We start from the raw sequence: 18,628 nt of genomic DNA on the forward strand, positions 1-18,628 counted from the left end.
GGTTGTTTCGCACAAGATCGCGCGATCGATCCCGCAGCCGCGAACTTGCAGGTCCAATCTCGGCATTGGCACCGGTTCCCGCCGTCACCCAGCCATCGGTGCGTCGGCCTGCTTTCGCTCCCTCATAGGCCCGCTGCATCAGTTGTAGCGCCTGGCGCTGGCGCAATCGCCTCAACGCAACAGCCGGCGCTACAGCCCCGATGGTGCGGTCAAGCCAATTCATCTGGACATTACCCCCTGCCAAAGGACGCGAGACTGCGGCGCGGCGGCTTTTTGCCGGACTGGCTCTGCATCTCGACCTCGATCGTCCGGATGCGGCTCAAGAGATCAACGGCCGATCCATATTCCACGCTCCGGCCTTCAAACGAGACCCTGAGCGTCCCACTGGCATAGGCCTTGCGCAGGGCTTCGAGTTCGGAGAGCGACCAGGGCATTCCACTTATTTATCCAGGATCGCTTTGACGGCACGGACAAAATCCGGGGCCGGATGAATTGACTTTGCTTGCTTTACCTGTCTTGATGCCTGCAGCTGTCCAGGACAGTGGCATGGATACTCAAGCAAGAAGTGAGACGACATTTTGGCTACAGGTAAAGTGAAGTGGTTCAACTCCACGAAGGGTTATGGGTTCATTGCGCCGGATAACGGTGGCAAGGACGTGTTCGTTCATATCAGCGCCGTCGAGCGTGCAGGCCTCGGCGGTCTCAACGAGAACCAGGCGGTGTCCTTCGAGATCGTCAGCGATCGTAAGAGCGGCAAGGAATCCGCTGACCAGCTCAAGGCTCTCTGAGCATGTCCAAGAAAGCAACGAAGACGGTAGCGGCCAAGCCGCCCACCAGATCTGCAGAGACGAAGAAGGCGATTGCCGTCACGTCCGTGAAACCCGCCAAGAAGGCTGTTGCGAAGAAGATCGCCGGCAAGCAGCCTGCCATGAAGACAGCGCGCCGCAGCACGGCGGATGTTGCCAAGCTTCGCAAGTTAGTGATTTCCGGGTCGAAGGCAAAGAAGCCGGCGGAAGTGATTGCCAAGGAACTCGGAATCTCGAAGACCTACGTCTATGCGCTGAAGCGCAAGGCTTGAGCCTGACATCTACTTGATCCAGCCGCGCCTGCGGTTGATCCAGATTCCATCACGCGCTCCTGAAACGGGGCGCGTGCTTTGTTTCGGGGATGAGACGCGTTCACCAGAGCGAAGAGCGCCTGCACCGTCCTTCATTTCCGTCTCCAGTGCTTCCCATCGATCCTCACTCCAGCGATCGACGCCGGCGATCCACGCGGCTGCGCGCGCATACCCAGGCGCGATCTGCCTTGTCCGGGTCAATCGTCCCATCAGGTCCCGTGGTCAGCCTGCCAGAGGCGATGGCTTTCCGCACGCTCGTATGGCTGACGCCGCGATGGGCGGCATAGGCGCGGATGGACAGGCCCATTTATTCTTCCCGACTGGAAGCTTTTCCGCCGCCAAGAGATGCCGAAGGCGGAGGCGTCAAAAGCAATCTGATTGCTCACAATCAACTGGATAACGCCCGCACTCAGAGCAAATGTCCGTTCACCAAAAGGCAAATGAGGAGCCCGAAAGTGAGCACGGAACGCCAAATACCAGCGACCACCCTTGACGCGGAACTGCTGGAGATTGCCCACCGGCACATCGACCGGATCGAAACCCTCGAAACGCGCCGGTCTGACTCCCTCGACTTCCACGATATCGCGGTTTGGGAACTCAAATCGGCGCTCGAAGCGGCTTACCGCGCTGGTCAGGCGAATGTCTGGCGCGGCGCGCGGCGCAGAGGCTCTCCGAAAACACCTAGAGAACGGATAGTGGACAGATTCCTCCCGCACCTTGGAGCAGGTGCGGGAATCATGCCGAAAAACCTTGTGATATCAAATGTGTTCCAAATGCGTGGTGGGCCCACCAGGACTCGAACCTGGAACCAGACGGTTATGAGCCGTCAGCTCTAACCATTGAGCTATGGGCCCCCACGGACCGGGATGGCTACAGCAATTCGCGGCGCCATGCTATAGGCTCAAGCGATGGAAAATGACCTGACACCGGACGCCGCCGTGGAGCGGCTCATCGAGCTTTATCGCCAGGCCACCACCCGGCTGAAGGACTGCCTCGATCGCTATTTCGACACCCGTGAACCGCCCACCATCGAGGAACGGCGCAGCTTCACCTACCCCGAGCTTCGCGTCGAATACCGCTCCGGCGACGTGCAGCCGCGAATCGCCCGTGCCTATGCCAAGTTCCAGGGGCCGGGTACCTATGCAACGACTGTCACCCACCCCGGCCATTTCAGCCGCTACCTGATAGAACAGCTGCGCTACCTGGTGAAGGATTATGGCGCCGCAATTTCGGTGCACCCGTCGGAGCAGGAAATTCCCTACCCCTATGTCCTGGAGCAGGGTGACGATCTCGGTCGCAACGATGTGACGGCTGCTGAACTCACGCTGCACTTCCCTGCCCCGAAGCTTGCCCAGGTCGGAGACGAGGTGCCTGACGGCGACTGGGTGCACAGGCCCGGCCACCCGCTGCCGCTCGCGCTGTTCGATGCCGTGCGCGTCGACTATTCGCTGAAGCGGCTGCAGCATTACACCGGCACCAACTGGCGCGCTATTCAGCCGTGGATCCTGCTCACCAACTATCACCGCTACGTCGACCAGTTCGTGAAGTGGGGGCTGGAGCAACTCTCCAGGGAAAGCCCCTATGCGGTTCTGTATCTGCCGGGTGGTGGGAAGATCACTCGCGGCATGAGCGAGGCCGAAGCGGCGGCCATCATTGCCAGCTCGCAGTGGCACCGCTTCCAGATGCCCGCCTATCATTTGTCACGCGGTGACGGGCACGGCGGCGTGACGCTGGTCAACATCGGCGTCGGCCCGTCCAACGCGAAGAACATCACCGACCATCTCGCGGTGCTGCGCCCGCATTGCTGGCTGATGGTGGGCCACTGCGGCGGCTTGCGCCAGAGCCAGCGCATCGGCGACTACGTGCTGGCGCACGGCTACCTGCGCCAGGATCATATCCTTGACGAGCTCGTGCCGCCGGAAATCCCCATCCCTGCGTTGGCCGAAGTACAGGTGGCGTTGCAGGAAGCGGCAGCCCGCGTGACGGGTGAGCGTGGCGACGCACTGAAGGAGCGGCTGCGCACCGGCACGGTGATGACCAATGACGACCGCAACTGGGAACTCCGCTGGACGCAGGAGCTGCGCCGCATCAACCTGTCACGCGCCATCGCGGTGGACATGGAATCCGGCACGCTGGCCGCCCAGGGCTATCGCTTCCGTGTGCCCTACGGCACGCTGCTCTGCGTCTCCGACAAGCCGCTGCATGGCGAGATCAAGCTGCCGGGTGCTGCCAACGCCTTCTATGACCGGGCAGTGGGCGAGCATCTGCTGATCGGGCTCGAGACCATCGAGCAGCTACGCGGCAATGTCGGCCAGCTCCACTCCCGCAAGCTCAGGAGCTTCGACGAGCCACCCTTCCGGTGACGCCCAACTGGCGCCGCAATCTCTGCCCATCCAGTCACCATCCGAAGGAGAACCACATGCAACGCCTGAGTTTCGCCACCGCCGCCCTGCTGGGGCTGCTCACCGCCGTGTCCCCCGCCTTTGCCGATGGAGGCAAGATGCCCCGTATCATTTCGCTTTCCGGCCATGGTGAAGTGCGCGCCACGCCCGACATCGCCTATGTGACATCCGGTGTCCTGACGCAGGGCATAACCGCCGCCGAGGCGCTGGCCGCCAACACCAAGGCCATGACCGATCTTTTCGTCGCGCTGAAGGATGCCGGCATCGAGGACAAAGACATCCAGACTTCGAACTTCTCGGTGCAGCCGCGCTATGACTTCAACAACGGCCAGGCCCCGAAGATGGTGGGCTACGACGTGTCCAACAATGTCACCGTGAAGCTCCGCAAGGTCGAAACCCTGGGCGCGCTGCTCGACAAGATGGTGCAGTCCGGATCGAACCAGATCAGCGGCATCAGCTTCGATGTGTCGAAGCCCGAAGACGCAATGGACGAGGCCCGCAAGCTCGCCACCCAGGATGCCACCCGCAAGGCGAAGGTCTATGCCCAGGCGATGGGCATCGAGCTTGGCAACGTGATGCAGGTGAGTGAAGGCAGTGCCGCCCAGCCACCGATGCCGATGGTGCGCGGCGCCATGATGAAGGCCGATGCCGCGCCTCCCGTCCCGGTCGCAGCCGGCGAGCAGACGCTTGCGGTGGATGTGAGCGTGATCTGGGAAATCAAGCAGCCCTGATGATTGCAGGCCGGCATGGGCATGATAATCTCCGCCCATGCCGGTTCTCGAACGCGATCCGTGGCGCCTTCAGTATTTCGAGCATGTTCCGTGTCCGGAGCATGTTCAAATCCCCACGGATGACCCCGATTGCTGGCTGCTCTTCCCCGCCCACCGCTGGATCTATGACAAGCTGAAGATTGCGGAGACGCAGGGGCTGGTGTCCGGCCCCCATGGCGTGATGCCGTTGTCTTTTCCAGTGTTCTCGAAGCCCGTCACCAACCTCAGGGGCATGGGCATCGGCAGCCGCGTTATCCGCTCTGGGGCGGAAATGGAGCATCACTACCAGCCCGGCCACATGTGGATGCCGCTCCTCACCAGCGACCATGTTTCGACAGATTGCGCGGTCGAGAATGGCCGCGTTGCCTGGCTCCGGCATGCCACGGGTGTCGCGTGGGAGGGCGGAATGTTCCGCTACTGGACGGTTCACGCCAAGGCTTTCCCCGACCTCGGGGAGCATCTCGCACGGTGGGTGAGCGCACACATGTCCGGCTACACTGGCATGATGAATTTCGAGACCATCGGCGGCACAATCATCGAGGCGCATCTGCGCTTTGCCGACCAGTGGTGTGACCTTTATGGCGCAGGTTGGGTCGAGGCGCTGGTGCGACTTTATGGCGAGGGGCGATGGGATTTCGCAGATGACAACCGTCGCGACGGCTTCTCCATGCCGCTCTTTGCGCGCCACGGCGGGGCCTTCCGCCACCCGCCCGCTGACCTGCAGGAAGACGTGCGCACCATGCCCGGCGTCGCCAGCCTGCAGATCACCTTCCACGAGCACAAGCCGCGCGATGACCATGCTATGCCGCCGGGCGGCTTCCGCCTCGCCGTCATCAACGCCACGTCGCTTGCGGCAGCGCGCAACGCCCGGCTTAGGCTGGCACAAGCATGGGATCCGGAGCAGCTACTCCCTCAGGACTAGCGCTTTCTGGGCGTCTTGCTGGGCACCCCGGCGTCAGCCTCATCTGTTTCGTCGACGTGGAAACGGTGAAGGACACGGTGGAAGACAGGGGCCAGCATCAGCGTCGAGATGCCGATCAGCAAGAAGCCGGAGAAAATCGCGTAGAGTGACGCGAAGATCTTGCCGCCGTCGGTCATCAGCGGCGTGAGGGGCCCCATGCTGGCGAGGATCATCGAGGCATTGGCGAAGGCATCGATCGTCCGCATGTTTTCAAAGTAAATGTAGCCCAGCGTGCCGGCCAACAACGATACCGAGACGAAGGCCAGCGAATAGAGCGCGTTGCGCGTCAGCCGCCCTGCAAACACCGACTGGCTGACCACCGGTTGCCGGCGGGATTCGAAGCTCAGCAGCTTCCGCATGTGACAGTCCTCCCCTGCCACCTGTGTCGCCCGATTTTTGATCCTGCGCAAGGCGGCAAGCTGTGGCAGGGTGTCCTGTCACGCTTTCCATGGAGGTTTCAACATGAAGCGACTGAGCCATAATGCCCGCGTGCTGGTCACCGATGGTGGCCGGGCCACCGTGTTCCGCAATGCCGGCGACGTCGGCAAGCCGGACCTGCAGTCCGAGCGGCACTACCATCAGGACAATCCGCCCAACCACGAACAGGCAAGGGATGCGCCGTCGCGCGTCATGGAAAGCGTGGGCTACGGTCGCTCCACGGCCGAACAGCCGGACTATCACCAGATGACCGAGGACCGCTTCGTCAAGGGCATCGCCGCCGACATGGCGAAGGACCTCACCGCCGGGGCCTTCAGCGAGATCATCGTGGTGGCCCCGCCCGTGGCCATGGGCGTGTGGCGCAAGGCGGTGACGCCGCAACTTGCCAAGGCCACCCTCAAGGAAATCACCAAGGACCTCACCAAGCAGCATGCCTCCGCCATCGCCGACAGCGTCGTCAAGGCGCTTGAAGGCGACTGAGGCCTCGGCTAACGGGACGCCATGAGCACCAAGACAAGCACAAAGACCGCCACCCCCGCCGCGAAAACCCACGACCTGTTCGTCACGAGGCTTTACCGGGCGGACAGGATCCTGCCCGAGAAACTCACCAACGCCATCGAGGCGCTGTCCATGTCGCTGGCGATGGATGATGCGGCGGGCCACAAGTGGGCCGACAAGTATGGCTATGCGGGCTACACCTCCTATGCCTCGCTGAACGACCTGCCGTGGCGCTTCCCGGAATTCGCCAGGCTGGTGAAGGTCATCGACAAGCATTGCCTGGCCTATGCCAAGGAGCTGCACTGGGACCTGCGCGGCACCAAGCCCCGGTGCGACTCGCTGTGGGTGAACGTGCTGCCCGAGGGCGGCCACCACACCTCGCACATCCACCCGAACTCGGTGATCAGCGGAACCTTCTACGTGGCAGTGCCCCAGGGTGCCGGACCCATCGTCTACGAGGACCCGCGCCTCGGGCTGATGATGGCCGCCCCGCCGAAGGTTCAGGCCAAGCTGCCGCAGAACATGAAGCAGCATGTGTCCTTCCGTCCGGAAGTGGGAACGCTCATGCTGTGGGAAAGCTGGCTGCGCCACGAGGTGCCGCTCAACCGTGCGGAAGGCAACCGCATCAGCGTCAGCTTCAACTACGTGCTGGCCTGATCAGGAAAAGACGCGCTCGCCCAGCTGGTCGACGATCTGCTGGCCCTTCATGATGGCGTGGTCGGCCGCAGCCTCTTCATCGGTGAAGCGGTCGGCGCGGATGAAGCGGTGCTGCTTCATTTCGCCATCGATGGTCTTGCTCACCGTTCCGCACGTCTGCCATTGGCCACCCTCCTTGTAGGGCGTGGCTGAGATCAAGAAGCCATTGTACTCGAGCTGGCGCTTCGGTCCTGCCGGAGCAGACTCTTTCGAACCACCGCCGAACAGCTTCTTCAGGAATGACATGACGGCACAACTCCACAAATCGACATGGAACAGAGCCTAACGGGCGCCCTTCCCTAGATCAACCTCAGCCCGGCACCCGCCCCTTCACGGCATTCGCCGTGGCCTTGAGCATCAGTGGCTTGCCATCCTCTGCGCCGAGCAGCGCCTTGAGGTCGGCGCGGAGCGTTGCCAGCATCTCGGGTGACAGGCCCGCAGCTTGCGCCGACATGCGGGGCCCCGTGAGGGCGATCGCCCAAAACTTGTCGAAGTCGGGGAACGTGCGTTCAACGGTGATCGCACGGCTCTCGACGCCGACCAGCCCCGCCCCATGCCAGAGTTCGACCATTTTCTGAATGCGCGACGCCTCATGTGACGGCGGGGCGACCACCGGCAGCCCACGGCCCTCGATCACCTGCTCAACCGCATAGAAGGGGAAGCCCTGGGGCCAGTCCCACATATAGGCGGAGACGAGCCCGCCAGGCTTCACCACACGAACCATCTCGGCCACGCCCTTGGCCGGGTCCGGCACGAAGGCGATGACCAGCGCCATCACCGCCGCATCAACGCTTGCATCGGCGGCGGGAAGTTCCATCGCATGCCCCGCCTCGAAGCGCGCCTGGCCCACATCCTGCCGCTTGCGGGCGTAGTCGAGTTGCGCGGGCGAAGGATCGACCCCGAGGATCGAAGCGGGCTTCACCCGCTCCGCCAGTAGCGCCGTGAAGGCGCCATTGCCGGCGCCGACATCGAGCCAGGACAGATTAGTGGCAGGCTTCAGCCAATCAAGGAACTGCTCGCCCACCTTGCGGCTCCATAGCCCCATGTAGGTTTCATAGGCGGCACCGTCTTCGAAGCGAATCTGCGGCTGTTCGGACATGGGGCGGGTTCCTGTATGAGGCGAAGGCTAGCACGCCAGTGACCTCCCCCCAAATGGCATCTCCCCCGTGTTCATCATTGCCGGGCAATGATCCGGCGATCCTTTGGGCTGCACCAAAAAAGATGCCCGGGTCGAGCCCGGGCATGATGATTGTCGAAACTGGAAACCCCGGTCAGTTGTCGAGGAAGCTCCGGAGCTTGCGGCTGCGGCTCGGGTGCTTGAGCTTCCTGAGCGCCTTCGCTTCGATCTGGCGGATGCGCTCGCGCGTGACCGAGAACTGCTGGCCCACTTCTTCCAGCGTGTGATCAGTGTTCATGCCGATGCCGAAGCGCATGCGCAGAACGCGCTCTTCGCGCGGCGTGAGCGAGGCCAGCACGCGGGTCGTCGTCTCGCGCAGGTTGGCCTGGATGGCGGCGTCGATGGGCAGGATCGCGTTCTTGTCCTCGATGAAGTCGCCGAGGTGTGAATCCTCCTCGTCGCCCACCGGGGTTTCCAGCGAGATCGGCTCCTTGGCGATCTTCATCACCTTGCGCACTTTCTCGAGCGGCATCGACAGCTTTTCGGCCAACTCTTCCGGCGTCGGTTCGCGGCCGATCTCGTGCATCATCTGGCGCGAGGTGCGCACGATCTTGTTGATCGTCTCGATCATGTGCACCGGAATGCGGATGGTGCGCGCCTGGTCGGCGATCGAGCGGGTGATCGCCTGCCGGATCCACCAGGTGGCATAGGTCGAGAACTTGTAGCCGCGGCGATACTCGAACTTGTCGACCGCCTTCATCAGGCCGATGTTGCCTTCCTGAATCAGGTCCAGAAACTGCAGGCCGCGGTTGGTGTATTTCTTGGCAATCGAGATCACGAGGCGGAGGTTGGCTTCCACCATCTCCTTCTTGGCGATGCGCGCCTCGCGCTCGCCCTTTTGCACCATGGCCACGATGCGGCGGAACTCGGGGATCTGCAGGCCCGTCGCGGTGGCGAGCTCGAAGATCTCGTCGCGGATGACCTTGATCGAGTCCTTCTCGTCATTCACGAATTTCTTCCAGCCGAACTTGACGAGGCGACCGACGCGCTTCAGCCAATCGGGGTCGAGCTCATTTGACTGGTATTCCTTGAGGAACTCAGGCCGCGGCACCTTGTAGGTTTCGGCCAGCCGCAGCAGGCGGCCTTCCAGCGCGTTCAAGCGCTTGTTGATGTCGTAGAGCTGCTCCACCAGCGCCTCGATGCGGGCGTTGTTGAGCGAGAGCGACTTCACCTCGGCAACGATCTCCTCGCGCAGCTTCTTGTAGCGGCGCTCCTGGGAGGGCGAAAGCTCGGTGCCTTCGGCCACTTCCTGGTCCTGCAGCTTGCGCAGAGACTTGTAGCTCTTGGCGATGTTGTCGAAAATTTCGAGAACCTTGGGCTTCAGCTCCGCTTCCATCGCGGAGAGCGACACGCCGAGGTCATCACCCTCGTCGTCATCATCCTCCTCGACCTGCGGCTTGTCGAAATCCTCCGGCGAGAGCACATCGCCGAACTCATCGTCGGCCGACGGGCGGCGGACGGCGGCGGCAACGCGCTTGGCCTCGGCGCGCTTGGCCTCGGCCTTCTTCTTCACTTCTTCCTTGGGCGGAACGTAAGGCGCGGGCGTCTGCACCGGGCCCTGCTTCTTGGCATCGGGGCCGGCATAGGTGGCCTCGAGGTCGATGATGTCGCGCAGCAGGATTTTGGCTTCGTTCAGTTCGTCGCGCCAGATGATGATGGCCTGGAAGGTCAGCGGGCTTTCGCAGAGACCTGCGATCATCGCCTCACGGCCGGCCTCGATGCGCTTGGCGATGGCGATTTCGCCCTCGCGCGACAGAAGCTCCACCTGCCCCATCTCGCGGAGATACATGCGGACGGGATCGTCGGTGCGGTCAGCTGGCGTCTTGGCGGCCTCGACCTTGATCAGCGCGGTCTCGGTGGACTCGCCCTCGGCCTCAGCCTCGACCTTGGCGGTGAGGTTCTCGGACTCTTCCTCTGACTCGACGACGTTGATGCCCATCTCGTTGAGCATCGCCATGATGTCTTCGATCTGTTCGGGGCTGGTCTCGTCTGAGGGGAGAACGGCATTGAGCTCATCCAGGGTCACGAAGCCGCGCGCCTTGGCGAGCTTGATCATCCGCTTGACGGCGGCATCCGAGAGATCGAGGATTGGTGAGTCCGAACTGTCGCCCTGGGCTTCCGGGGCTTCGGCGTCGGAGCCTTCGGCCTGCTGGTCCTGGTCGTCCGGGGCGGGTGCGCGCACTTGGGCTCGGGCCATGAAAAAGTCCTTGGAATTCAGACGGGGAGACCCGCCATAGCAACATTGTGATTCGGGGTCAAAGCTAGGAACCTTCGCATTAAGCGCTGATTAACCCAGAGATTGATTCCGAACCCGGTTCAGTGCACCTCAGGTGATGGCGTCAATCTGACGGCCAGAGGCGGCGCCGAAACCCTCGATCTGGGCTTCCGACCCCGCATGGGACGACAATTGCTCGCGCACCGCCTTCAGTGCGTTCAACTTCTCCTCCGTCGGATCGGCAGCAAAAGCGGCTTCTGCCGCCCGGAGCTCCCGCTCGAGGGTGATGGTTTTCCGGTGCAGTGCGATCATCTGACGAAGGCCTGTGCGGGCGTCATCTTGCGCAGCCCCGCTCCCAAGAAACCATTCGTTCAGCCGTTTCGCCTGGGCTTCCAAGCGGTCCAACAAGGGACCTGAGCCCATCTTGATCAGGTGGGCCTTGAGGTCCGTTCCGTCAAGTCCGGACCGCAGGGCAGCGCTATCTATGATTTGTGTACGGAGCGAGTCAAGCTCGGGAACCGCCATTTCGAGGCTGGCAAAGGCGTCAAGCACCTCATGGACGAGCTCCGGGTGGTTGATCAGGGTGAGGACGATCATCCGCTCCCGCCGCTCCGCGCCTGCCTGCAGGCTGGGCTGACCGGCCAGTCGCCTGAGCCCCGCCGAGGGCGGCTGCTGGACGTCCCAGGGCCGCTGGTTGGGCTTGAAGGGGCGGTTACCGCCCGCCCGGGTGAAGGGCTGGCGGCGGGCCCCCGCCCCCCGGTTCCCGCCCATCGGCTGGAACAGCGCGCGCAGCCGGTCGCCGAATTCGGCGAGATAATGCTTTTTCACAGCTTCATCGCCTATGGCACTGAGAAGAATCCGCAAATCCTTCTCGAACTGGGCCCGCCGCTCCGGCGTGGAGCGGTCGTTCTGGCCGAGTGCGCGCTGCCACAGCACCTCGGACAGCGGCTGGGCGCTCTCCACCACGGTGCGCACCGCCTCCGGACCCTGGGCCTTCAGCAGGTCGTCCGGGTCCTGCCCTTCGGGCAACATGGCAAAGCGCAGCGAATGGCCAGGTTCGAGCAGCGGCAAGGCCAGGTCCAGCGCCCGGTTGGCCGCCTTGAGGCCAGCGCTATCACCGTCGAAGCACAGGATGGGTTCGGCCGTCTGTTTCCATAATATCCGGAGCTGGTCCTCGGTCAGCGCCGTGCCGAGCGGTGCCACGGCCTGCGGCAATCCGGCACGGTGCATGGCGATGACGTCGACATAGCCCTCGACCGCAATGATCTGGCCCTTCTCGTGGGCGGGTGCCCGCGCCTTGTCGAGGTTGTAGAGCACGTTGCCCTTGTGGAAGAGCGGCGTCTCCGGCGAATTCAGGTACTTGGCCGGCACGTCCTTGGACATGGCGCGGCCGCCAAAGGCGATCACCCGGCCCCTGGGATCGCGGATCGGAAAAATCACCCGGTCACGGAACCGGTCATAGGCGACGGGAATGTCGTCACCGGAAATCACCAGCCCGGCCTCGGCCATCTGCTCCACCGCCACGCCCTTGTCGGCGAGGTGGCTCCTCAGCGCCGACCGGTCATCCGGGGCATAGCCGAGCCGGAATTCCTTCTGGATCGCGGGTGAAAGCTGCCGGTCGGCCAGGTAGCCCCGGGCGCGGGATCCGCGCGCCGCCTGCAGTTCCGCCTCAAAGAACTTGGCCGCCATCTCCATGACGTCGTAGAGGCTGGCGCGCTGCTGCTCACGCTGCTGGTCGGCCTCGGAAACCACGGGCATGGGAAGCCCCGCCTCCTGGGCCAGCCGCTCGACGGCCTCGGGGAAACTCAGGCCCTCTTTTTCGACGAGGAAGCGGAACACGTCGCCCGAGGCCTTGCAGCCGAAGCAATGGTAAAAACCCTTCCGGTCATCGACGTGGAAGGAGGGCGATTTCTCGCCATGGAACGGGCAGCAGGCCCAGAAGTCCCCCTTCCCCGGGTTGGACTTCTTCCGGTCCCACGTAACCTTTCGGCCCACCACCGAGGAAATGGAGACCCGGTTCCTGATGTCTTCAAGAAATGACGGAGGCACCTGCATGCCTGATCATGTGCGCCGTTTGGAGGGGGAGTTCAAGCCGGGGTGCCGATCACCGCAGCACCGGCACCTCGGAAACCACTTCCTTGCGGCTCCTCAGGTGCCGGTACAGGTGCCCTTCGATGCCCCGGAAGCCCCGCAGGGTGAGATAGGTGAGGATCAGGTAGATGATGCCGATAGTGATGAACATCTCATAGGGCGCGAAGGTGCGCGCGATGACGACACGCGCCGCACCCGTGAGGTCCATCACGGTGACGAGGCTGGCGAGCGACGTGGACTGCAGGATGAACACCACCTCGTTGGTGTAGGCCGGGAACAGGATGCGCGTGGCGATGGGGAACTTGATGCGGCGCAGGATGGTGAAGGGGCTCATGCCCATGGCACGTGCCGCCTCGATGTCGCCGAGCGGCACGTTCCTGAGCGCGCCCGCGATGATCTCGATCGTGTAGGCCGCCGTGTTGAGCGTGAAGGCGAGAAGGCAGCACCAGTAGCCCTCGCGCAGGATGAACCACAGGCCCGACGAGCGCACCGCCTTGAACTGGGCGAGGCCATAATAGATCAGGAACAGCTGGATCAGCATCGGCGTGCCGCGGAAGAAATAGGTATAGGCCCAGATCGGCCCGCTGATGAATTTGTTGGGCGATGTGCGCAGCACGCCCAGCGGCACCGACAGCAGAATGCCGCCCACCACCGTGAGCACGGTCAACTGCAATGTGACCAGCAGGCCGGAGAACAGGTCCGGCAGGCTGTTCCAGATCAGGTTGACGTCGAGCGGCCCCAACATCCTCTCAGCTCCGCCGGAAGCCCGACGAGGCCCAGCGCTCGGCGCGGATGCGCAGCACGTCGGACACCGCCGTCATCGCAAGGTAGAGGAGGCACGCCATGAAGAACACCGTGAAGGGCATCTTGGTCGGTGCCTTGATGAGGTCGGCCTGGCGGGCGAGCTCCGTGAGGCCGATGACCGAAGTAATGGAAGTGGCCTTCAGCAGCGTGAGCCACAGGTTGCCGAGGCCCGGAATGGCCAGCCGCCACGCCTGCGGCAGTTCGATCCGGAGGAACACCTGCGCGTTGGACATGCCATAGGCCTGCCCCGCTTCGGTTTGCCCTTTCGGCACGGCAAGGAAGGCACCGCGGAAAATCTCGGTCGCATAGGCGCCATAGACGAAGCCGACAACCAGGGTGCCCGCCATGAAGGCGTTGATGTCCACCCGCACGTCGCCGCCGCCCAGCGACAGCAGCCACTGCAGCAGCACTGTACCACCGTAGTAAACAAGCAGCATGAGCACGAGTTCGGGGATGCCACGGATGACCGTGGCATAGGTTGAACCAACGGCACGCAGCAAACGGTTCTTTGACAGCCGCGCCAGCGCGCCGAGGATACCGAGCGTCAGGGCCACGACCATGGCCGCCATGCCGACCGACAGGGTGACAAGCGCCCCGTCGATCAGCAGGTGGCCATAGCCCTTGAGGTCAAGGAAGGCCGGCAAGGCCAAGGATCAGCCGCCGTAGATGTCGAACTCGAAATACTTGTCGTTGATCTGCTTGTAGGTGCCGTCGGCGCGCATATCCAGGATCGCCTTGTTGATGGCGTCGAGAAGTTCCTTCTCGCCCTTCCTCACGCCGATGCCCTCGCCCTTGGAGCCGAAGGCGGTCTCGGGCCAGGTGTTGCCGACGCGGGCAAAATCATCCTTCGAGTCACCTGCAAGCAGGCCGTTCTTGAGCAGGATGAAGTCGTCGAAGCGCGCGTCCACGCGGCCTGCGGTGGCATCGAGGTCAGCGCTTTCCGAGGTGTCGTAAACGACGATCTCGGCCTGCGGCCAGGTCTTGCGGGCATAGCTTTCGTAGCCCGTCGAACGTTGCACGCCGATCTTCTTTCCGGCGAGTGTTGCCGGGTCGACATAACCATCGGCACCGGCCTTGATGCCGGAGGCGTTGTTGGCCACGAGGCCCGTCGGGCTCTGGTAATAGGGGATGGAGAAGTCGATCTTCTCCTCGCGCTCCGGCAGGATACCCATGGAGGCGACGATCACGTCATACTTCTTGGCGATGAGGCCGGGGATCATGCCGTCCCAGTCCTGCTTAATGATCTCGCACTGGGCATCGAGCTTCACGCACATGGCCTTGGCAAAGTCGACGTCGAAGCCCTGCAGGCTGCCATCGGCGGCAACGAGGTTGTAGGGAGGATAGGCACCCTCCGTGGCGATGATCAGTTTCTTTTGCTCGGCGAGCGATGGGCCGGCGAGCACCGCGAGTGACAGCGCAACGGCAGCGAATTTCAGCAGTTTCATGAGCGTTTCCCTGTAAGTGCACAACAAAGTTAGCGCCCGATTGTGACGGTTTGTCCATAGCCAGTTTTTCGGGCAAACAGGGTCCATGCTGATCGTTGCTTACAACATCCAGTGGGGCATGGGCCGAGACCGACGGATCGACCTCGACCGCATTGCACGCACCGTCGCGGGTGCCGACATCATCGCGCTGCAGGAGGTGGAACGGAACTGGCGGGCGCAGGACTTCCCCGACCAGGCACTGCGGCTGGCCGCACTGCTGCCCGGCTACGACTGGGTTTACGCAGCGGCAGTGGACTTGCATGGCGGGCCGGGCCGCCGCCGCCAGATCGGCAACATGGTGCTCTCCCGCGCAGCGATCGAATCCACCCGCACGCTGCCCCTGCCCGCGCGGCCCGTTGAGGGCTTCGTCAATGACCAGCAGGCCATGATCGAGGCGGTGGCAGGCAATCTCCGCGTCTACAACACCCATCTCAATTACCTCGGCGAGGACCAGCGGCTGGACCAGGCACAGCGCATGCTCGCATTGATCGCCGAGGCGCCAGAGCGCGGCGGACCGGTGACGGCGCCGGGCGTTGCTGCCTTGGGACCGGAAGACGAGTGGATCGTGCTGCCGGATGGCAAGCTGCCCACCATGCCGGAGCCCGCGATGCTGCTCGGCGACTTCAACTGCGTGCCGGGCTCGCCTACCTACCAGTCCATTCGCGCGGCGGGCTTCGTTGATGTGCTGGAACTGGCAGGATTTGCCGCGCATGAGGGCGTCACCTTCCCCGGCAGCACGCCGCCACTCCGCCTCGACCACATCTTCCTCAGCGCCTCGCTCGTGCCGCGCTTCCGCCGGGCGTGGATCGATGACGTGGCAGATGGTTCCGACCACCAGCCGGTGTGGCTTGACCTCGCCTGAGGCATTCGCCAGCGGCATGACGGCCCTCGCGCGCCGCCACTGCCTGCGGCGCGGTTCACCGCTATGGTCCGCATGATGACGTCCAAGAAACCTGTCTGGCTGCTGGTCGCGCCGGTGATCTTCCTGCTCCTGTGGTCCGGTGGCTTCTCGGTGGCCAAGCTCGGCATCAGCCATGCCCAGCCGCTGAGCTTCCTTGCCGTGCGCTATGCCTGCGTCTGCGCGCTGCTGGCGCCGCTGGTGATCATCATGCGGCCGCCGCTGCCGCAGAAGACCATGGACTGGGTGCACATCGCCATCGTCGGCTTCCTGATCCAGACGCTCTACTTCGGCCTTTCCTACATAGGCTTCAAGGCGGGGGTCTCGGCGGGCGGACTCGCCATCATCGTCTGCCTGCAACCCATCCTGGTGGGTCTCATCGCGCCGCGCTTCACCGGCGAGAACGTGAGCCTGCTGCGCTGGGCGGGTCTCGGGCTGGGCATGGCGGGCGCTGCGACCGTCATCATGTCGCGCTCCAGCGTCGAACTCGAACATCCGCTCGGCATCACGGCGGCAGTGGGTGCGCTGTTTGCCATCACGGCGGGTACATTGTGGGAGAAGCGCTTCGGCAAGAACCACCATCCTGTGGTGTCGAATTCGGTGCAATACCTCGCGGGGCTGGCGGGCGTTCTGCCGGTAGCCGTGATGTTCGAGAACTTCCAGTTCACCTGGAACCTGCCCTTCGTGGGGGCTCTGGCCTATCTCGTCATCGGCAATTCGCTCGTCGCCATGTCGTTGCTGCTCGCCATGATCCGCGCAGGCGAGGTGAGCCGCGTGTCTTCGCTCTTCTACCTCGTGCCGCCGATCTCGGCCCTGATCGCCTGGCCGCTCCTGGGCGAGGCGATGCCGCCCCTGGGCTGGGTGGGATTTGCCCTCGCTGCGGTGGGCGTGATGCTGGCACGGCGATGAAGGCTTGATCCGCCGCTGCATCGCATCCAAAATGGCGCGGGGAATTTAGACAACCGACTTTCCAAGGAGACCACCATGCCCATCGCCTATACAGCAAATGCCACCTCCACCGGCGGCCGCGACGGCCACGGCCGCACCGATGACGGCAAGCTCGACGTCAAGCTCTCGCTGCCCAAGGAAATGGGCGGCGACGGCAAGGGCACCAACCCCGAGCAGCTTTTCGCCGTCGGCTACTCTGGCTGCTACCTTGGCGCCGTGCGCTTCGTCGCAGGCAAGGAAAAGGTTGTCGTCACGCCGGATGCCTCCGTCACCGCCCATGTGGGCGTGGGCATGCGCGAGGATGGCGGCGGCTTCGGCCTCGAGGTGACGCTCGACGTGCACCTGCCCGGCGTCGACAAGGCCGTGGCCGAGGACATCGCCGCCAAGGCCCATGTGGTGTGCCCCTATTCCCACGCCACCAGGGGCAACATCAAGGTGACCACCCGAATCGTCTGAGTTCCAAACTCAGCTGAGTGAAATGCGGGGCTGCATGGCGGCCCCGCATTTTTCATGCGTGACGCGCCGTGAGCCGCGACCTAGCCTCACGTGACACTGGAGGACCCGACATGGCGCTGACCGACCGCAAGGTGATGACCTTCGACGTGGTGGGCACCCTCATCGACTTCGAGACCGGCATCCTCGACTATGTGCACGCCAAGGCAAGGGCCGCGGGCGTGACGCTCTCTGACCGCGCCATTCTCGAGGCCTATGCGGTGGCCGAGGACCGCCAGCACCACCAGACGCCGCGCCTGCCCTTCCCTTCCATGATGGCACCCATGTACCGCGAGATGGCGGAGGTGCTGGGCCTGCCGGATTCAAATTCCGACGCAGAGGAATTCCGCCTCTCCATTCCGCACTGGCCGGCCTTCGCGGATTCCATCGCGGCTCTCAAGCGCCTGAAGCGGCGCTTCAACCTGGTGGCCATGACCAACTCGGACAACTGGGCGCTGTCGCATTTCGCCAAGACGCTGGACCAGCCCTTCGACGACCTCGTCACCGCCGAGATGGTGGGCTGGAACAAGCCCGACCCGCAGGTCTTCGCCTTCACGCGCGGCCGCCTCTCGACCAAGGGCTTCGCCTTCAGCGACATCCTGCATGTGGCGCAGAGCCAGTACCACGACATCGCGGTGGCGCGGCGGCTCGGCTACCACACCTGCTGGATCGAGCGGCGCAAGGGCAAGCAGGGCACTGGTGCCACGCCCACGGTGCAGAACGTGGCCATCCCGGACTACCACTTCGGCAGCCTCGTCGAACTGGCGGATGCAGTCGATTTCGGAAAATAATCCTTCCCGGGTATTGACTTTTTTCCTAAACTAGGGTATATGTCCGGCAGACTATCTTCTGCTGATTGACATCGTGAATCTGTTTCGTACGGCCCCATCCCGTCGATGGCCGTCATTCCGGTGAAGACCGGGATCCAGCTTCGGGAGGCTGCCACTTGGCAAGTGGGTCGAAGGGGATTGCCGCCTCCCCAGCTCATCATGCGCGGGCTTGACCCGCGCATCCTTGTGGCCGCCACCAAAGAAGATGGCCGGGTCGAGCCCGGCCATGATGCGTGGAGGGTGGTGCGTGGAGGAAGAACTTCTAGCCCAGCAGCGCCTTCACGATGCCGCCGGCCTTGCCCATGTCCATCTGGCCGGCGAACTTCGCCTTGAGCTCGGCCATGACCTTGCCCATGTCCTTGACGCTGGTGGCCCCAACCGCCGCGATGACGCCCGCCACGGCGGCCTTCGCCTCCTCGTCGGACATCTGCTTGGGCATGAAGGACTGAATGACGGTGATCTCGTCACGCTCCGCCTGGGCGAGTTCGGGGCGGTTTCCCTGCTCATAGGCAGCAACCGAGTCCTGGCGCTGCTTGACCATCTTGGCGAACAGTTCGGCGATGCCGGAATCGGAGGTCAGGACCGAATCATGGCCGTCGGTGCGGCTGTTGATATCCTTGTCCTTGATGGCGGCCTGCATCAGGCGCAGCGTGCCCAGGCGCTTCTTGTCGCCCGACTTCATTGCATCCTTGACTGCCGCCATAATGTCGTCGCGCAGGGCCATTTTGCCGTTTCCTCTCGAAAATGCAGGGTTGGGCATCATGTAGGGCGGATAACGCTGCACCGCAACCTTGACGGCCCGGCCCC

The 18,628-nt window shown here is 63.5% G+C and carries 22 protein-coding genes, 1 tRNA gene and 1 pseudogene; 11 read left to right on the forward strand and 13 right to left on the reverse strand.

Going from position 1 to position 18,628, the window contains the following annotated elements; genetic code table 11:
- A pseudogene (locus WCJ41_RS11825) lies at nt 1-223 on the reverse strand (phage portal protein); the annotation flags it as partial.
- 7 nt (nt 224-230) lie between these two features.
- Nucleotides 231-434 (reverse strand): hypothetical protein, encoded by a 204-nt coding sequence (locus WCJ41_RS11830; RefSeq protein WP_336906029.1) that lies wholly within the window; start codon nt 432-434, stop codon nt 231-233.
- A 144-nt stretch (nt 435-578) separates the two neighbouring features.
- Here WCJ41_RS11830 and WCJ41_RS11835 point away from each other — a divergent pair, with 144 nt between their 5' ends.
- Both WCJ41_RS11835 and WCJ41_RS11840 read left to right on the forward strand, forming a co-directional pair.
- Entirely contained in the window at nt 579-788 is a 210-nt protein-coding gene (locus WCJ41_RS11835) for a cold-shock protein (RefSeq protein WP_336906030.1), read from the forward strand.
- A 2-nt stretch (nt 789-790) separates the two neighbouring features.
- A complete protein-coding gene (locus WCJ41_RS11840) occupies nt 791-1,078 on the forward strand; it encodes a hypothetical protein (RefSeq protein ID WP_336906031.1) in 288 nt (95 codons plus the stop codon).
- Nucleotides 1,079-1,241: 163 nt separating this feature from the next.
- Here WCJ41_RS11840 and WCJ41_RS11845 read toward each other — a convergent pair whose 3' ends face one another.
- The gene (locus WCJ41_RS11845) at nt 1,242-1,424 is read right to left on the reverse strand and encodes a hypothetical protein (RefSeq protein ID WP_336906032.1); all 183 of its coding nucleotides are present in this window, start codon (nt 1,422-1,424) and stop codon (nt 1,242-1,244) included.
- 471 nt (nt 1,425-1,895) lie between these two features.
- Nucleotides 1,896-1,971, reverse strand: a tRNA-Ile gene (locus WCJ41_RS11850).
- 54 nt (nt 1,972-2,025) lie between these two features.
- On the opposite strand from WCJ41_RS11850, the gene WCJ41_RS11855 reads away from it, so the two are divergent.
- From WCJ41_RS11855 to WCJ41_RS11865, 3 genes are read left to right on the forward strand one after another with little or no spacing between them, the layout of a single operon-like run.
- Nucleotides 2,026-3,480: an AMP nucleosidase gene (locus WCJ41_RS11855; RefSeq protein ID WP_336906033.1), complete on the forward strand. Its 1,455-nt coding sequence runs from the start codon at nt 2,026-2,028 to the stop codon at nt 3,478-3,480.
- 56 nt (nt 3,481-3,536) lie between these two features.
- A complete protein-coding gene (locus WCJ41_RS11860) occupies nt 3,537-4,250 on the forward strand; it encodes an SIMPL domain-containing protein (RefSeq protein WP_336906034.1) in 714 nt (237 codons plus the stop codon).
- Between the two features lie 37 nt (nt 4,251-4,287).
- Nucleotides 4,288-5,211: a hypothetical protein gene (locus tag WCJ41_RS11865; RefSeq protein WP_336906035.1), complete on the forward strand. Its 924-nt coding sequence runs from the start codon at nt 4,288-4,290 to the stop codon at nt 5,209-5,211.
- On the opposite strand, the gene WCJ41_RS11870 is transcribed toward WCJ41_RS11865, so the two are convergent.
- A complete protein-coding gene (locus tag WCJ41_RS11870) occupies nt 5,208-5,609 on the reverse strand; it encodes a hypothetical protein (RefSeq protein ID WP_336906036.1) in 402 nt (133 codons plus the stop codon). The two genes, WCJ41_RS11865 and WCJ41_RS11870, sit on opposite strands and share 4 nt — an antisense overlap.
- Nucleotides 5,610-5,712: 103 nt before the next feature.
- Here WCJ41_RS11870 and WCJ41_RS11875 point away from each other — a divergent pair, with 103 nt between their 5' ends.
- Nucleotides 5,713-6,168 carry a host attachment protein gene (locus WCJ41_RS11875; protein WP_336906037.1) on the forward strand — a complete coding sequence of 152 codons (456 nt, stop codon included), beginning with the start codon at nt 5,713-5,715 and terminating at the stop codon, nt 6,166-6,168.
- Nucleotides 6,169-6,189: 21 nt separating this feature from the next.
- Nucleotides 6,190-6,843 (forward strand): TIGR02466 family protein, encoded by a 654-nt coding sequence (locus tag WCJ41_RS11880; protein ID WP_336906038.1) that lies wholly within the window; start codon nt 6,190-6,192, stop codon nt 6,841-6,843.
- Here WCJ41_RS11880 and WCJ41_RS11885 read toward each other — a convergent pair whose 3' ends face one another.
- From WCJ41_RS11885 to WCJ41_RS11915, 7 genes are all read right to left on the reverse strand, one after another.
- Nucleotides 6,844-7,128, reverse strand: coding sequence for an HlyU family transcriptional regulator (locus WCJ41_RS11885; RefSeq protein WP_336906039.1), 285 nt, complete (start codon nt 7,126-7,128; stop codon nt 6,844-6,846).
- A 64-nt stretch (nt 7,129-7,192) separates the two neighbouring features.
- Complete coding sequence (locus tag WCJ41_RS11890) at nt 7,193-7,981, reverse strand: methyltransferase domain-containing protein (protein ID WP_336906040.1); 789 nt, start codon at nt 7,979-7,981, stop codon at nt 7,193-7,195.
- A gap of 172 nt (nt 7,982-8,153) precedes the next feature.
- The gene (gene rpoD, locus WCJ41_RS11895) at nt 8,154-10,256 is read right to left on the reverse strand and encodes an RNA polymerase sigma factor RpoD (RefSeq protein WP_336906041.1); all 2,103 of its coding nucleotides are present in this window, start codon (nt 10,254-10,256) and stop codon (nt 8,154-8,156) included.
- Nucleotides 10,257-10,385: 129 nt separating this feature from the next.
- Entirely contained in the window at nt 10,386-12,329 is a 1,944-nt protein-coding gene (gene dnaG, locus WCJ41_RS11900) for a DNA primase (protein ID WP_336906042.1), read from the reverse strand.
- A gap of 49 nt (nt 12,330-12,378) precedes the next feature.
- Entirely contained in the window at nt 12,379-13,110 is a 732-nt protein-coding gene (locus tag WCJ41_RS11905; RefSeq protein ID WP_336906043.1) for an ABC transporter permease, read from the reverse strand.
- A 4-nt stretch (nt 13,111-13,114) separates the two neighbouring features.
- The gene (locus WCJ41_RS11910; RefSeq protein ID WP_336906044.1) at nt 13,115-13,819 is read right to left on the reverse strand and encodes an ABC transporter permease; all 705 of its coding nucleotides are present in this window, start codon (nt 13,817-13,819) and stop codon (nt 13,115-13,117) included.
- 3 nt (nt 13,820-13,822) lie between these two features.
- Nucleotides 13,823-14,614 (reverse strand): transporter substrate-binding domain-containing protein, encoded by a 792-nt coding sequence (locus WCJ41_RS11915; protein WP_336906045.1) that lies wholly within the window; start codon nt 14,612-14,614, stop codon nt 13,823-13,825.
- Nucleotides 14,615-14,699: 85 nt separating this feature from the next.
- On the opposite strand from WCJ41_RS11915, the gene WCJ41_RS11920 reads away from it, so the two are divergent.
- The 4 genes from WCJ41_RS11920 to WCJ41_RS11935 all read left to right on the forward strand — a co-directional run bounded on the left by WCJ41_RS11920 (nt 14,700) and on the right by WCJ41_RS11935 (nt 17,782).
- Nucleotides 14,700-15,515 carry an endonuclease/exonuclease/phosphatase family protein gene (locus tag WCJ41_RS11920; protein ID WP_336906046.1) on the forward strand — a complete coding sequence of 272 codons (816 nt, stop codon included), beginning with the start codon at nt 14,700-14,702 and terminating at the stop codon, nt 15,513-15,515.
- A gap of 75 nt (nt 15,516-15,590) precedes the next feature.
- Nucleotides 15,591-16,460: a DMT family transporter gene (locus WCJ41_RS11925; protein WP_336906047.1), complete on the forward strand. Its 870-nt coding sequence runs from the start codon at nt 15,591-15,593 to the stop codon at nt 16,458-16,460.
- Nucleotides 16,461-16,535: 75 nt separating this feature from the next.
- Nucleotides 16,536-16,955: an organic hydroperoxide resistance protein gene (locus WCJ41_RS11930; protein WP_336906048.1), complete on the forward strand. Its 420-nt coding sequence runs from the start codon at nt 16,536-16,538 to the stop codon at nt 16,953-16,955.
- 110 nt (nt 16,956-17,065) lie between these two features.
- Nucleotides 17,066-17,782: an HAD-IA family hydrolase gene (locus WCJ41_RS11935; protein WP_336906049.1), complete on the forward strand. Its 717-nt coding sequence runs from the start codon at nt 17,066-17,068 to the stop codon at nt 17,780-17,782.
- Between the two features lie 301 nt (nt 17,783-18,083).
- Here WCJ41_RS11935 and WCJ41_RS11940 read toward each other — a convergent pair whose 3' ends face one another.
- Nucleotides 18,084-18,545, reverse strand: coding sequence for a GatB/YqeY domain-containing protein (locus WCJ41_RS11940; RefSeq protein ID WP_336906050.1), 462 nt, complete (start codon nt 18,543-18,545; stop codon nt 18,084-18,086).
- Nucleotides 18,546-18,628: the final 83 nt, after the last annotated feature.

Source organism: Aestuariivirga sp. (assembly GCF_037139295.1).
In the GTDB taxonomy this organism is placed as follows: Bacteria; Pseudomonadota; Alphaproteobacteria; order Rhizobiales; family Aestuariivirgaceae; genus Aestuariivirga.

What these genes read in the sequence shown, in the direction of transcription:
- WCJ41_RS11830 (WP_336906029.1), bottom strand. Translation starts at nt 434, where the DNA reads ATGCCCTGGTCGCTCTCCGAACTCGAAGCCCTGCGCAAGGCCTATGCC.
- WCJ41_RS11840 (WP_336906031.1), top strand. Translation starts at nt 791, where the DNA reads ATGTCCAAGAAAGCAACGAAGACGGTAGCGGCCAAGCCGCCCACCAGA.
- WCJ41_RS11845 (WP_336906032.1), bottom strand. Translation starts at nt 1,424, where the DNA reads ATGGGCCTGTCCATCCGCGCCTATGCCGCCCATCGCGGCGTCAGCCAT.
- WCJ41_RS11855 (WP_336906033.1), top strand. Translation starts at nt 2,026, where the DNA reads ATGGAAAATGACCTGACACCGGACGCCGCCGTGGAGCGGCTCATCGAG.
- WCJ41_RS11860 (WP_336906034.1), top strand. Translation starts at nt 3,537, where the DNA reads ATGCAACGCCTGAGTTTCGCCACCGCCGCCCTGCTGGGGCTGCTCACC.
- WCJ41_RS11865 (WP_336906035.1), top strand. Translation starts at nt 4,288, where the DNA reads ATGCCGGTTCTCGAACGCGATCCGTGGCGCCTTCAGTATTTCGAGCAT.
- WCJ41_RS11870 (WP_336906036.1), bottom strand. Translation starts at nt 5,609, where the DNA reads ATGCGGAAGCTGCTGAGCTTCGAATCCCGCCGGCAACCGGTGGTCAGC.
- WCJ41_RS11875 (WP_336906037.1), top strand. Translation starts at nt 5,713, where the DNA reads ATGAAGCGACTGAGCCATAATGCCCGCGTGCTGGTCACCGATGGTGGC.
- WCJ41_RS11880 (WP_336906038.1), top strand. Translation starts at nt 6,190, where the DNA reads ATGAGCACCAAGACAAGCACAAAGACCGCCACCCCCGCCGCGAAAACC.
- WCJ41_RS11885 (WP_336906039.1), bottom strand. Translation starts at nt 7,128, where the DNA reads ATGTCATTCCTGAAGAAGCTGTTCGGCGGTGGTTCGAAAGAGTCTGCT.
- WCJ41_RS11890 (WP_336906040.1), bottom strand. Translation starts at nt 7,981, where the DNA reads ATGTCCGAACAGCCGCAGATTCGCTTCGAAGACGGTGCCGCCTATGAA.
- rpoD (WP_336906041.1), bottom strand. Translation starts at nt 10,256, where the DNA reads ATGGCCCGAGCCCAAGTGCGCGCACCCGCCCCGGACGACCAGGACCAG.
- dnaG (WP_336906042.1), bottom strand. Translation starts at nt 12,329, where the DNA reads ATGCAGGTGCCTCCGTCATTTCTTGAAGACATCAGGAACCGGGTCTCC.
- WCJ41_RS11905 (WP_336906043.1), bottom strand. Translation starts at nt 13,110, where the DNA reads ATGTTGGGGCCGCTCGACGTCAACCTGATCTGGAACAGCCTGCCGGAC.
- WCJ41_RS11915 (WP_336906045.1), bottom strand. Translation starts at nt 14,614, where the DNA reads ATGAAACTGCTGAAATTCGCTGCCGTTGCGCTGTCACTCGCGGTGCTC.
- WCJ41_RS11920 (WP_336906046.1), top strand. Translation starts at nt 14,700, where the DNA reads ATGCTGATCGTTGCTTACAACATCCAGTGGGGCATGGGCCGAGACCGA.
- WCJ41_RS11925 (WP_336906047.1), top strand. Translation starts at nt 15,591, where the DNA reads ATGACGTCCAAGAAACCTGTCTGGCTGCTGGTCGCGCCGGTGATCTTC.
- WCJ41_RS11930 (WP_336906048.1), top strand. Translation starts at nt 16,536, where the DNA reads ATGCCCATCGCCTATACAGCAAATGCCACCTCCACCGGCGGCCGCGAC.
- WCJ41_RS11935 (WP_336906049.1), top strand. Translation starts at nt 17,066, where the DNA reads ATGGCGCTGACCGACCGCAAGGTGATGACCTTCGACGTGGTGGGCACC.
- WCJ41_RS11940 (WP_336906050.1), bottom strand. Translation starts at nt 18,545, where the DNA reads ATGGCCCTGCGCGACGACATTATGGCGGCAGTCAAGGATGCAATGAAG.